Origin of the sequence: Paraburkholderia solitsugae (assembly GCF_013177695.1) — a bacterium.
Classification (GTDB): domain Bacteria; phylum Pseudomonadota; class Gammaproteobacteria; order Burkholderiales; family Burkholderiaceae; genus Paraburkholderia; species Paraburkholderia solitsugae.
This window is the reverse complement of record NZ_WOEY01000009.1, coordinates 60,630-73,863: the sequence shown is the minus strand read 5'-3', so window position 1 is coordinate 73,863 and position 13,234 is coordinate 60,630. Positions and strand designations below refer to the sequence as shown.

Below are 13,234 nucleotides of genomic sequence, written 5' to 3'. Positions count from 1 at the left end.
CCGTGTCTTAGGGCAGGCAAGACGGGCGCTGCGACGGAATGTACCGTGCGCCGCGCCCGTCAGCCTTTCTTACCCCTTTCGAACCCTCGTAGCCATGAAAATTGCCATTGCTGGCGCATCGGGCCGTATGGGCCGGATGCTCATCGAAACCGTCCTCAACGATTCCGACGCCACGCTGTCCGGCGCGCTCGACCGCGCGGGCTCCCCGCAACTCGGTCAGGACGCCGGCGCGTTTCTCGGCAAACAGACGGGCGTGCTGCTGACCGACGACGTCGAACGCGTGTTCGCCGAATCCGACTACCTGATCGACTTCACGCGCCCCGAAGGCACGCTGATGCATCTGGAAGCCGCGCAGCGCCACAACGTCAAAATGGTGATCGGCACGACCGGTTTCGACAACGAGCAGAAAGCGCAACTGCGCGCCGCGGCGGACAAGATCGCCATCATGTTCTCGTCGAACATGAGCGTGGGTGTCAATGTGACGCTGAAGCTGCTCGAATACGCCGCGAAGCATTTCGCGACCGGCTACGACATCGAAATCATCGAGGCCCATCACCGCCACAAGGTCGACGCGCCGTCCGGTACTGCGCTAACCATGGGCGAAGTGATTGCCCACGCGCTCGGTCGCAATCTCGACGACTGCGCGGTCTACAGCCGCGAAGGCGTGACCGGCGAACGCGATTCGTCCACGATCGGCTTCTCGGCGATTCGCGGCGGCGACATCGTCGGCGACCATACGGTGCTGTTTGCCGGCATCGGCGAGCGTATCGAAATTACGCACAAATCGGCGAGCCGCCTGTCGTATGCGCAAGGCGCGCTTCGTGCGGTACGCTTCCTCGAAGGCCACAAGAACGGCTTCTTCGATATGCAGGACGTGCTCGGCCTGCGTTGAGTGTGTCACGGGGCCGGTTGCGGCCCCACTTTGCTCCCCTGTAGCGCCCCTGTAGTCATTTTCGAACGGCGAGGTCAGATGGCAGGCAGCAGCGGCATCATCCATTACCTGGAAACCAGCGACGCGATCACGCACGGCGTCGCGTATGTGCTGCTGGCGATGTCGATTGCGAGCTGGTGCTTTCTGATCGTCAAAAGCTGGATCCTCACGCGCGCCAAACGTCAGGCCGTGCCGGCCATTGCACAGTTCTGGCAGGCATCGACGCTGTCGGACGGCGTCGCGGCATTGAAGCGCGTGGACCGCGAGCGCGTCTTCACGCCGCTCGCCGAGGCCGCGCTGCATGCAGCCGAAGTCGACATTCCCGGCGTGCTGCTCGCACGCGTCGAGCGCAGCGAACGGGTATTGCGGGCGCTGCGTCAGGCGCTCAATGCGTCACAGCGGCGGCTCGAGTTCGGCCAGGTGCTGCTGGCCTCGGTGGGCAGCACGGCGCCGTTTGTTGGCTTGCTCGGTACGGTTTGGGGCATCTATCACGCGCTCGGCAGCATCGCGGCGAGTGGTCAGGCGCAGATCGAGAACGTTGCGGGTCCGGTCGGCGAGGCGCTGATCATGACGGCTTTCGGCCTCGTGGTCGCGATCCCGGCGGTGCTCGCCTATAACGTGCTCGGCCGCCTCGTGCGGCAGTTGTCGGAAGAACTCGACGGCTTCGCACACGATCTGCACGCCTACGTGTGCGCGCCGGCGGACCAGCCCCGGCCCCATCCCCAACCTCAGCAAGTCCAGATCCGGACCCACTAAGCGCACCGCTGAGTCTGGGAGACAGAAGGAGGCGACATGGCATTCGGTGGACTCGAGAAAAAGCAGACGGCCGCGCCGATGGCCGAGATCAACATGACGCCGTTGATCGACGTGATGCTCGTGCTGCTGGTGATTTTTATCATTACCGCGCCTTTATTCACGCACGCGATCCGGCTCGATTTGCCCAAAGTCGCGGCCGCGCCCGCGCGGCAAACGCCCCAAACCATTTCTCTTTCAATCGATGCCGCCGGCAAGCTGTACTGGAACGGCAAGGTCATCACGCTGCAGCAGATGCGCGCGCAATTCGTGGAAGCGGGCAAACAGGCCGACCAGCCGGAGATACAGCTGAGCGCCGAGCGCTCCACGCGATACGAAGTGATCGCGCAGGTCATGGGCGCGGCGCAACAGGCCGGGCTCGAGCGGATCGGTTTCGTGACCGAACCGCCGCCGCCGGGCGCGAAGCCATAGCGGCGCTAGCGACATCGGCCCCTCCGACGCAACCCGTCGCCCCTGCGCACCACGCCACGCGGCGCACCCGTCCGCGAACGGTATAATCAGCCCTTTCCCCCGCAGAAGGGGAAACGACGCCATTTCATCCAGCAGAGCACCAGGTCCGGTGCGAAAGCACCGAACCCAGCAATCCCATCACACCATGCACGAAAAATACGTTCCCTCCGACGTCGAAGCCGCCGCGCAAGGGCAATGGCGCGCCATCGACGCGTACAAGACCTCGGAAACGACTGATAAGCCCAAGTTCTATTGCGTCTCGATGCTGCCGTACCCGTCGGGCAAGCTGCACATGGGGCACGTGCGGAACTACACGATCAACGACGTGATGTACCGCTATCTGCGGATGAACGGCTACAACGTGCTGATGCCGATGGGGTGGGACGCGTTCGGCATGCCCGCGGAAAACGCCGCGATGGCCAACAACGTGCCGCCCGCGCAGTGGACCTACGACAACATTGCTTACATGAAGAAGCAGATGCAGTCGATGGGTCTCGCGATCGACTGGTCGCGCGAAGTCGCGACCTGCAGCCCGGATTACTACAAGTGGAACCAGTGGCTGTTCCTGAAGATGCTCGAAAAGGGCATCGCGTACAAGAAAACCGGCACCGTGAACTGGGACCCGGTCGATCAGACCGTGCTCGCCAACGAGCAGGTGATCGACGGTCGCGGCTGGCGTTCGGGCGCGCTGATCGAAAAGCGCGAAATCCCGATGTACTACATGCGCATCACGCAGTACGCGGATGAGCTGCTGAATGACCTCGAAGGCCTCGGCTGGCCCGAGCGCGTCAAGATCATGCAGCAGAACTGGATCGGCAAGAGCTTCGGCGTGAACTTCGGTTTCCCGTATGAAATCGACGGCGAACAGAAGCTGTTGCGCGTGTTCACCACGCGTGCCGACACGATCATGGGCGTGACCTTCTGCGCGGTCGCCGCCGAGCATCCGCTCGCCACGCGTCTTGCCAAAGACAAGCCGGAACTGCAGGCCTTCATCGAAGAATGCAAGCGCGGCGGTGTGGCTGAAGCCGACATGGCGACGATGGAAAAGAAGGGCATGCCCACCGGCTTCTACGTCACGCATCCGCTGACGCAGGAACAGGTCGAAGTGTGGATTGGCAACTACGTGTTGATGAGCTACGGCGAAGGCGCGGTGATGGGCGTGCCTTCACACGACGAGCGCGACTTCGCGTTCGCGAAGAAATACGGTCTGCCGATCAAGCAGGTGGTCGCCCTTGAAGGCAAGGAATACTCGACTGAAGCCTGGCAGGAATGGTATGGCGACAAGGACGGCACGCTCGTCAACAGCGGCAAGTACGACGGTCTCAACTACACGCAGGCGGTCGATGCGATCGCCGCCGATCTGAAAGAACTCGGCCTCGGCGACAAGCAGATCACGTGGCGTCTGCGTGACTGGGGCGTATCGCGCCAGCGTTACTGGGGCACGCCGATTCCGATCATCCACTGCCCGACGTGCGGCGACGTGCCGGTGCCCGAAAAAGATCTGCCGGTGGTGCTGCCGGAAGACCTCGTGCCGGACGGCACGGGCAATCCGCTCGCCAAGTCTGAAGCATTCGTGAACTGCACGTGCCCGACCTGTGGCGGCGCGGCGAAGCGCGAAACCGACACGATGGACACCTTCGTCGATTCGTCGTGGTACTTCTACCGCTACGCGGCGCCGGACGCGAAGACCATGGTCGACGAGCGCACCGATTACTGGGCGCCGATGGACCAGTACATCGGCGGCATCGAGCACGCGATTCTGCACCTCTTGTACTCGCGCTTCTGGGCGAAGGTGATGCGCGACATGGGCTTGATCAAGTTCGGCGAGCCGGCCAGGAACCTGCTGACGCAGGGCATGGTGCTCAACGAAACCTATTACCGTGAAAGCGACGCGGGTAAGAAGACCTGGTACAACCCGGCTGACGTCACCGTCTCGTTCGACGACAAGGGCCGCCCGGTCGGCGCCGTGCTGAACTCGGACGGCCAGCCGGTGGTGCTCGGCGGCGTCGAGAAGATGTCGAAGTCGAAGAACAACGGCGTCGATCCGCAATTGCTGATCGATCAACACGGCGCGGACACTGCACGTCTGTTCGTGATGTTCGCCGCACCGCCCGAGCAGCAGCTCGAATGGTCCGGTTCGGGCGTGGAAGGCGCGAGCCGCTTCCTGCGCCGTGTGTGGAGCTTCGGTCACGCGAACGAAGCAGCGCTGCGCGCAGGTGGCAAGTTCGACGCCTCGCAACTCGGCGAAGTCGACAAGGTGCTGCGCCGCGAGATCTACAGCGTGCTGAAGCAGGCCGACTTCGACTACCAGCGTTTGCAGTACAACACGGTGGTGTCGGCAGCGATGAAGATGCTCAACGCGCTCGACAGCGCGAAGGGGGCGCAACCGGCGGTGCTGCGCGAAACGTACAGCGTGATGCTGCGCGTGCTGTATCCGGTCGTGCCGCACCAGACGTTCCAGTTGTGGCAGGAACTCGGTTACGCCGACGAATTCGGCTCGCTGCTCGACGCAGCATGGCCGAAGGTCGACGAACAGGCGCTCGAACAGGCCGAAATCGAACTCGTGCTGCAGGTGAATGGCAAGGTGCGCGGCGCGCTCACGGTGGCGAAAGACGCGACACGTGAAGCGATCGAACAGCTCGCCGCTGCGCATGAGGCGGTCGAGAAGTTCAGCGAAGGCAAGGCACCGAAGAAGATCGTCGTGGTGCCTGGCCGTCTCGTGAACGTGGTCGTTTGACAGCCCACCGAAACATGACAGCAGGCAGGACGCCGCCGCGCATGGCGGCGCATGTCTCTCGCCGCGGAATTTACTGCGAACCAGGAGCCAATGTGACTCGCAGATCGTTATTGACGCTGGTGTGCAGCGTGCTGATGTTGTCCGCCTGCGGCTTCCAGCTGCGCGGCCAGCAGGACTACGCATTCAAACGACTCTATATCTCCGGCGGTTCGGCAGCGGCCGGCGCGCGGCTGGCCCGCATCGTGCAAGGTGGCAGCGACACGGTGGTGGTTACTTCCGTAGCGAATGCGGACGCAACGTTGCAGATTACCGAAGCCCGCGGCGTCAATACGCTCACGCTGAACTCGCTCGGTGTCGTCGAAGAGTATGCGATGAATCTCTCGATGAACTATACGCTGGTCGGCAAGGACGGGACGGTGCTGATTCCGTCGAGCGTGATCGCGTTGAACCGCGCGATGACCTACAGCGACCAGTTCTCGCAGGCTAAGGCTGCGGAAGCCGACCTTCTGTTCGCGGATATGGAAAACGACGCGATCGACCAGTTGACGCGCCGTCTGTCGCTGGTCCGCTCGCTGCATCCGGGACCGGGTCAGCAGGTGCCGGGGGTTGCGCCGCGCGCACCGTTGCCGCCGCCGCCGCTGTGAGCGTTGCGCTGTGTCCTTGTTTAGCTTGCTGCACGTGCTCATGCACTCCGTTAACCTCGCCGATCGGTAGCCATGCAACTGCGACTTGACGCGCTCGAAGCGCATCTCGCGAAGGGACTCGCCGGACTGTACGTCGTGTACGGCGACGAGCACCTGCTCGCGCAGGAAGCGTGCGACCGGATTCGTGCGACGGCGCGAGCGGCCGGTTTTACCGACCGCTCAGTGTTCACCGTCGAGCGCGGTTTCGACTGGAGTTCGCTGCTTGGCGCGAGTCAATCGATGTCGCTGTTCGGCGACCGTCAACTTGTCGAATTGCGCATTCCGTCGGGCAAGCCCGGCAAGGAAGGTGCGGATGCGTTGAAGGCGCTCGCCGCCGCCGTGAATGACGACGTGCTGACGATGATCACGCTGCCGCGGCTGGATGCGGCCACGCAAAAATCGGCGTGGTTCACCGCGCTGGCCGATGCTGGCGTCGCGCTGAAAATCGATCCGGTCGAACGCGCGCAGTTGCCGAATTGGGTTGGTCAACGGCTCGCGGCTCAAGGCCAGCGGGTTGTTGCCGGTGAAGAGGGGCGGCGCGCGCTGGCGTTCATCGCCGAACGCGTTGAAGGCAACCTGCTGGCGGCGCATCAGGAAATCCAGAAACTCGGGCTGCTGTATCCGGCGGGTTCGTTGAGCTTCGAACAGATTCAGGACGCTGTGCTGAACGTCGCCCGTTATGACGTTTTCAAGCTGAACGAGGCGATGCTGGCGGGCGATGTCGGCCGCTTGTCACGCATGCTCGACGGCTTGCGCGGCGAAGGTGAAGCTGCCGTGTTGGTGCTGTGGGCAGTTGTCGAAGAAGTGCGCACGCTATTGCGGATCAAGCGTGGCGTGGCGGCCGGCAAGCCGCTCGCGATGCTGGTGCGCGAGAACCGCGTGTGGGGGCCGCGTGAGCGGCTGATCGGACCGGCGCTGTCGCGCGTGAGCGAGGCCGCGCTGGAGAAGGCGCTTGCACTTGCGGCGCGGCTGGATCGGCAGGTGAAGGGATTGTCCGGCGGTACGCCAGGCAACCATCGCAATGATCCGCCGCCCGATCCGTGGGCCGGCTTGTTCGAACTGGCGATGACGGTGGCCTCGCCGAAAGCGGCGCCCGTGCCGCCGCCACGGCTTCGCCCAGCGGCAACTGCACCCGCGCGAAGACCTGTCTGATCTGGACGATCGACGCAGCCAAAGTGGTTGACGTAGCTGGTGAGGTGGACATGTTGACGAGGGGACAGTGAGGTTTTCCCAACCAGCAGCAGGCATCCAGACGCGTCACAGTCTATGCCGGTGCAGTACCAAGTCCCGCAGCGTTGATGTTGGTGGCGCAAAGGATCTCACCGCAGCCACTCCGGCCGCCGCGTCAAGCAAAGCTCCGCCACCCGACTTACAATCGTTTGATCTTTCGCTAATTCTGCCTGTCCGCCGCACCTCGACGTGCGCGGCGCTATGAGAATCACCATGGATATCGACCAGTACATGACGGACCTCGGCCGCCGCGCCCGCCACGCATCGCGTGCGATGGCGCGGGCGTCGACGGCGGCGAAGAACGCCGCGCTTGCGGCTGTCGCTCAGGCAATCGAACGCGATGCCGAGTTGCTCAAGGATGCCAACGCGCGTGATGTCGCGCGTGCACACGAGAAAGGGCTCGACGCTGCGTTTATCGACCGGCTGACGCTGTCGGACAAGGCGCTCGGGACGATGGTCGAAGGCTTGCGGCAAGTCGCCGCGCTGGCCGACCCGATCGGCGAAATCAGCAATCTGAAGTACCGGCCGAGCGGCATTCAGGTCGGTCAGATGCGCGTGCCGCTCGGTGTGATCGGCATCATCTACGAGTCGCGCCCGAACGTGACGATCGATGCGGCCGCGCTGTGTCTGAAGTCGGGCAATGCGACGATTCTGCGCGGCGGGTCGGAAGCGCTGGAGTGCAACACGGCGCTGGCCAAGTTGATCGGTGAAGGGCTGGAAGCCGCCGGCTTGCCGCAGGACGCCGTGCAAGTGGTGGCAACGTCGGATCGCGCCGCGGTCGGCGCCCTGATCACGATGACCGAATTCGTCGACGTGATCGTGCCGCGCGGCGGCAAGAGCCTGATTGCGCGTCTGATGGAAGACGCGCGCGTGCCGATGATCAAGCATCTCGACGGCATCTGCCATGTCTATGTCGACGATCGCGCGGATCTGACCAAGGCGCTGACCGTCTGCGATAACGCGAAGACGCACCGCTACGGCACCTGCAACACGATGGAAACGCTGCTGGTGGCGCGTGGAATTGCGGCTGAAGTGCTGCCGCCTTTGGGCAAGCTGTATCGCGACAAGGAAGTCGAACTACGCGTGGACGCGGCAGCGCGCGCGGTGTTGTCGGATGCAGGCGTGGGCCCGCTCGTCGATGCCACCGAAGAAGACTGGCGCACCGAATATCTCGCACCGGTGCTGGCGATCAAGGTGGTGGACGGCCTCGATGCGGCCATCGACCACATCAACACCTACAGCTCGCAGCACACCGACGCGATTGTCACCGAAGACCACGACCGCGCGATGCGCTTCTTGCGCGAGGTGGATTCGGCGAGCGTGATGGTCAACGCGTCGACGCGCTTTGCCGATGGCTTTGAATTTGGTTTGGGCGCGGAGATCGGCATCTCGAACGACAAGCTGCATGCGCGTGGGCCGGTGGGGCTGGAAGGGCTGACGTCGCTGAAATACATTGTGCTGGGGCACGGCGAAGGCCGGCAATAACGTGGTTCGCCGCCGACGCACTGGCACCATCCGTGGGATGGACGCGAGCTTTCGGTTCAGTGCGCCGGCTGCCCCCGCTCATTTCCACGCTGACATGCAGTACGAGGACCGCTGATGCTTTGGGTAAAAACGTTTCACATCGTTCTGATTGCTTCCTGGTTTGCCGGTCTGTTCTATCTGCCGCGCATCTTCGTCAATCTGGCGATGGAGACGGAACCCGCCGCCACGGCGCGCCTTTTGACGATGGCGCGCAAGCTGTTCCGCTTCATGACGTTTATCGCGGTGCCGGCGCTCGCTTGCGGTCTGTGGCTGTGGCTCGCGGTCGGTATTGGACGCGGGCAGGGCTGGATTCACGCGAAGGTCGGTGTGGTGGTGCTGCTGATCATTTACCACGCGTATTGCGGCGTGCTGTTGCGGACGTTCGAGCGTGGCGAGAATCGCCGCTCGGATAAGTGGTATCGGATGTTCAATGAACTGCCCGTGTTGGGGATGCTGGCGGCAGTGGCATTGGTTGTTATTAAGCCGTTTTAGTAAATAGGAGTTCTCCTAGTTACTTCGTGTAATCATATTTATTTATCCACTCGCACGGTTCCTAATGCCGTGCGGGATGCGAATCAATAATGGAATTTTTGGTCATTGACGTTCGTCAAGGTTCTGATTCTATTCTGGCTGTTTTTGCAGCCCGTCCTTTCCCGTAAAAGTACTCCACCGATAGGCGCCTCGTTCAGAATTATCTCAATCTGAGCGTGGCCATGTTCGTGCTCTCCTACGCCAAATTTCTATGGGCTGTCGTCTGCAAGTCATGCGCAGGGGGGTGCATGATGCTAGGTGGTCCTATTTCGGCGTGATTTTAGTAGGGCAATTCTGAGAGCAAGTAGGGCGATTTAAGAATGCTCCTATTAATTTGAGAAATTCCTAATTTTATAGTGATGCCATCCCGGAAGGATTAATGGGATGGTCCGTGAAACTCTGTTGCGACGACCCCGTTTTCGATCCTTCTGTTACCGCTGACGCGTGCAAGTCTTCTTTCAAGACACTTCCCGCGGCACCGAACCCGAAATCAGATCATCAGAAGGATGAAATCATGAACAAGTCGTACAAGAGCGTATGGAATGAATCCACCGGGACGTATGTCGCCGCATCCGAAGTGACGAAAAGCCGGGGCAAAGCGAGCGTGAGCAAAAAGGCTGACGATCGCCATGTTGGTGGCGGGCTCTGGCGGGTCATTGGAAGCCTCGGCTACCGGTCTCGGGACGCAGGTCGGTAATTGCGCCAACGCTGATTCTTCCTATAGCATCGCAATCTCAGGCCAGGCCGCTACTTGCGCGAACGCCAACGGGACGAACTCGGTCGCGATCGGGAGCGGCAGCACAACCAATGGCATTGGTACTGGCACCTCCATTTCCGGAAAATCCACCAGTGGTTATGCCTATGGCTACGGCCAGGTTGCAATTGGTTGGAACAGCAACGCAACGGCGAGCTATGCTGCGGCCTTCGGTCCTAACGTAGTGGCAAGCGGAATTGCCTCGATGGCACTTGGATACGGGTCTAACGCGTCCGCCAATTCGTCGTTCGCTGCCGGTGACACGGCCAATGCATCGGGAGTGGGCGCGATCGCATTAGGCGCCTTGACTAGCGCCAGTGGCGCCAGTGCAGTTGCGCTTGGTACCTCGTCCGTTGCGAGCCAACAGAATGCGATGGCACTTGGCGTGTCGACCACTGCCAGTGCCACCGGCGCTGTCGCCCTCGGCGCGAATTCAGTTGCCGACCGCGCTAACACCGTTTCCGTGGGCTCCACGACCGCGACTCGCCAGATCGTGAACGTCGCGCAAGGTACGCAAACAACCGATGCGGTGAACCTTGGGCAGTTGCAGCAGCTAGGTATCAAGACCGACTCAAGCGGCAACGCTATTAACTCGTTCGTCGCCTACGACGATACGACCCAAGGCAAGGTGACTCTCGCCGGCGCATCAGGCACGACGCTCTCGAACGTGGCGGCAGGCGTAGCCGCAACCGATGCGGTGAACGTGAGCCAGTTGCAGTCGGAAGACAAGAAGATCGACGCGGCAGGCGAGAACACGGCGACTGCGCTGGGTGGCGGCGCCGCGTACTCGGCAACCACCGGTGCGATCAGCGCGCCGACCTATAACGTCGCAGGCGGCACGCAGCATGATGTGGGTACGGCGCTGTCGTCGCTCGACAGCGCGACCGTGCAGTTCAGCGGTGCGGGTGGCGCAGCGGACGTGAAGGGCAAGAAGATCGTGAACGTGGCGGCGGGTGAGCTGACTGCAACGAGCAGCGACGCGGTGAACGGCTCGCAGCTGTACACGACGAACCGGAAGGTGGATCAGAACAGCGATGCGATTGCCCTGAACAGCGAAGCGATCGAGAAGAACGACAAGGCGATCACGGACGTTGCAGGCTCGGTGAACGACATCACGAACCAGCTCAATAACGGCGAACTGGGTCTGGTGCAACAGGACCAGACTTCGCGTGACCTGATGGTTGCGAGCGACAAGGACGGCGCGCACGTCAACTTTGAGGGCACCGCAGGCGCACGTGAACTGATCGGTGTCGCAGCCGGCACGACGAGCAACTCCGCAGTCAACGTTGGTCAATTGAGCCCGGTTGTTGCGTCGCTCGGTGGCGGTGCGCAGGTCAATGCCGATGGTTCGGTCACCGGCCCGACGTACCACATGCAAGGCGGCACGCAGAACACGGTCGGCGGCGCGCTCGATACGCTTGATAACGGTCTGTCGTCCCTCCAGACGCAGATCAACAACGGCAGTATCGGCATGGTCACGCAAGATCAGACCTCGCGCGACATCCTTGTCGGTGCGGCGACTGACGGCCTGCGGGTCAATATGTCGGGCACAGCGGGCAACCGTGTGGTGACGGGCGTGGCGGCCGGTGCGATCGGTGCGCAGAGCAGCGATGCGGTGAACGGCTCGCAGTTATATGCAACTGCAGCAAGCACGGCATCGGCACTGGGCGGCGGTTCGACCGTCAATGCGGACGGCACGGTTTCCGTGCCGACCTACAGCGTGGGTGGTACGACCGTGAACAACGTTGGTGCGGCAATCACCAACATCGACGGTCGTGTAACGCAGAACACGTCGGACATCGCTAGCCTGCAGACGACCGTCGGCACGATGAGCGGCTCGGTGGCGAACGCGATGCAATACGACACCGCTGCGCACGACAAGGTGACGCTGGGCGGTTCGGCTAACGCGCCGAAGGTGACGCTGACCAATTTGCAGGACGGTGAACTGTCGGCGACGAGCTCAGATGCGGTAACTGGTGCGCAGTTGTGGAACACCAACCAGCAAGTGGCTAACCTGAACCAGGCGGTGCAGAACCAGCAGTCGACCGGCAGCAGCAGCCTCGCGATTGACACAGGCGGTCCGGCAGCATCGGCGACCGGCAGCGGTTCGATGGCGATGGGCGGCGGCGCTCAGGCAAGTGGCGACAACTCGGTAGCACTCGGCGCAGGCTCGGTGGCAGACCAGGCGAACACCGTATCGGTGGGTTCGCCGGGCAACGAGCGCCGTATCACGAACGTCGCTGACGGCCAAGGCCCGACGGACGCCGTGAACATGCGTCAGTTCCAATCGGGTGTGAACTCGGTCGCGCGTAGCGCTTATAGCGGTGTTGCAGCCGCTACCGCGTTGACGATGATTCCGGAAGTCGATCAGGGCAAGACGCTGGCAGTCGGCATCGCTGGCGGCAGCTACAAGGGCTATCAGGCCGTGGCACTGGGCGCGTCGGCGCGTATTACTGCCAACCTGAAGGTCAAGGTCGGTGCGGGGATCAGCGCGGCGGATACGACCTACGGCGCAGGCGCGTCGTATCAGTGGTAAGCGTTGTGTGATGGTCGCGAAAGGCGCTGCGGTTTGGGTGCTTTTCGTGAACCGGTCTTGGGTAGGTAGTTTGAAAAGCGGGCTCTCTTCGGGGAGCCCGCTTTTTTGTGCCTCGGCACATCGGTGCCTGGCACGCGCGTTTGCATCGCGCGGCGCTCGCAGGGTGATCAGGCGCGCAGCGTGACCCGTTATGCGCGAGGATCGATCCTTCGGCGGTTGATCACTTCCTTCGCCTGCGCCAGCTTCTCGACCAGTTCCGGTCCCCGGCTCAACGCCACCCCCACCGCCAGAATGTCGCCGATCGCCAGATGCGAGACGCGCGAGGTCATCGGCGAAAAAATATCCGTGTCTTCATCGACATTCGCGAACAAGCCGACCGTCGCCAGTCGCGCCAAAGGCGAATTACCGTGCGTAATCGCAATCACCTTCGCGCCGCTTGCCAACGCAGACTTCGCCGCGTCAACGATATCGCGCGTACGCCCGGTGTTCGAAATCGCCACCACCACATCGCCTTCACCGAGCAGCCCCGCCGACATTAGAAACGTATGCGGATCCGAATATGCAACGCTCGGCATGCCGAGGCGAAAGAACTTGTGCTGCACGTCCAACGCAGCGATGCCCGAGCCGCCCGCGCCGTAGAACTCGATGCGCCGCGCTTGCGTAAGCAGCGCGATCGCCGCAGCCACGCTGTCCGACGACAGATTGTTGCGCACCTGGATCAGCGCACCGATCGTCCGGTCGAGCACCTTCGCGGCGACGCCCGGCGTCGGCTCATCCGGCCGCACGTCGCGATAGACAACGGGCACTTCCGCGGCGATGCCTTGCGCCAACCGGATCTTGAACTCGCGAAAGCCTGAAAACCCGAGCGCATGACAGAACCGCGCGATGGTCGGCTGGCTGACACCCGCGCGCGCGGCCACCTCGGTCATCGAGAGATCGAGCACCTCGCGCGGCGCTTCGATCACGTAGTCGGCCAGCTTGCGTTCGGACGGACGCAACTGGTCTCGCATCTCTTTCACCTGGGACAGCATCATCAGAGAACTCG

11 protein-coding genes are annotated in these 13,234 nt (G+C 62.4%); 10 read left to right on the top strand and 1 reads right to left on the bottom strand.

Annotated features, from left to right (window positions below; translation table 11 throughout):
- Positions 1 to 94 precede the first annotated feature (94 nt).
- From dapB to GNZ12_RS01645, 10 genes are all read left to right on the top strand, one after another.
- A complete protein-coding gene (dapB, locus tag GNZ12_RS01685) occupies positions 95 to 892 on the top strand; it encodes a 4-hydroxy-tetrahydrodipicolinate reductase (protein ID WP_172308709.1) in 798 nt (265 codons plus the stop codon).
- Positions 893 to 970: 78 nt separating this feature from the next.
- On the top strand, positions 971 to 1,687 hold the full coding sequence (locus GNZ12_RS01680) for a MotA/TolQ/ExbB proton channel family protein (RefSeq protein WP_172308708.1): 717 nt from the start codon (positions 971 to 973) through the stop codon (positions 1,685 to 1,687).
- 36 nt (positions 1,688 to 1,723) lie between these two features.
- On the top strand, positions 1,724 to 2,155 hold the full coding sequence (locus tag GNZ12_RS01675; protein WP_172308707.1) for an ExbD/TolR family protein: 432 nt from the start codon (positions 1,724 to 1,726) through the stop codon (positions 2,153 to 2,155).
- A gap of 184 nt (positions 2,156 to 2,339) precedes the next feature.
- Positions 2,340 to 4,931 carry a leucine--tRNA ligase gene (gene leuS, locus GNZ12_RS01670; RefSeq protein ID WP_172308706.1) on the top strand — a complete coding sequence of 864 codons (2,592 nt, stop codon included), beginning with the start codon at positions 2,340 to 2,342 and terminating at the stop codon, positions 4,929 to 4,931.
- A 92-nt stretch (positions 4,932 to 5,023) separates the two neighbouring features.
- Positions 5,024 to 5,575 (top strand): LPS-assembly lipoprotein LptE, encoded by a 552-nt coding sequence (locus GNZ12_RS01665; protein ID WP_172308705.1) that lies wholly within the window; start codon positions 5,024 to 5,026, stop codon positions 5,573 to 5,575.
- A 72-nt stretch (positions 5,576 to 5,647) separates the two neighbouring features.
- Positions 5,648 to 6,766, top strand: coding sequence for a DNA polymerase III subunit delta (gene holA / locus GNZ12_RS01660; RefSeq protein WP_172308704.1), 1,119 nt, complete (start codon positions 5,648 to 5,650; stop codon positions 6,764 to 6,766).
- Positions 6,767 to 7,057: 291 nt separating this feature from the next.
- Positions 7,058 to 8,329: a glutamate-5-semialdehyde dehydrogenase gene (locus GNZ12_RS01655; protein WP_172308703.1), complete on the top strand. Its 1,272-nt coding sequence runs from the start codon at positions 7,058 to 7,060 to the stop codon at positions 8,327 to 8,329.
- 114 nt (positions 8,330 to 8,443) lie between these two features.
- The gene (locus GNZ12_RS01650; RefSeq protein WP_054034510.1) at positions 8,444 to 8,860 is read left to right on the top strand and encodes a CopD family protein; all 417 of its coding nucleotides are present in this window, start codon (positions 8,444 to 8,446) and stop codon (positions 8,858 to 8,860) included.
- A gap of 553 nt (positions 8,861 to 9,413) precedes the next feature.
- Positions 9,414 to 9,596 (top strand): ESPR domain-containing protein, encoded by a 183-nt coding sequence (locus GNZ12_RS44095; RefSeq protein WP_235993524.1) that lies wholly within the window; start codon positions 9,414 to 9,416, stop codon positions 9,594 to 9,596.
- The gene (locus GNZ12_RS01645; RefSeq protein WP_407947673.1) at positions 9,529 to 12,189 is read left to right on the top strand and encodes a YadA family autotransporter adhesin; all 2,661 of its coding nucleotides are present in this window, start codon (positions 9,529 to 9,531) and stop codon (positions 12,187 to 12,189) included. Before GNZ12_RS44095 ends, GNZ12_RS01645 begins: the two co-directional genes overlap by 68 nt.
- Positions 12,190 to 12,377: 188 nt before the next feature.
- Here GNZ12_RS01645 and GNZ12_RS01640 read toward each other — a convergent pair whose 3' ends face one another.
- On the bottom strand, positions 12,378 to 13,223 hold the full coding sequence (locus tag GNZ12_RS01640) for a MurR/RpiR family transcriptional regulator (protein WP_172308702.1): 846 nt from the start codon (positions 13,221 to 13,223) through the stop codon (positions 12,378 to 12,380).
- Positions 13,224 to 13,234 lie beyond the last annotated feature (11 nt).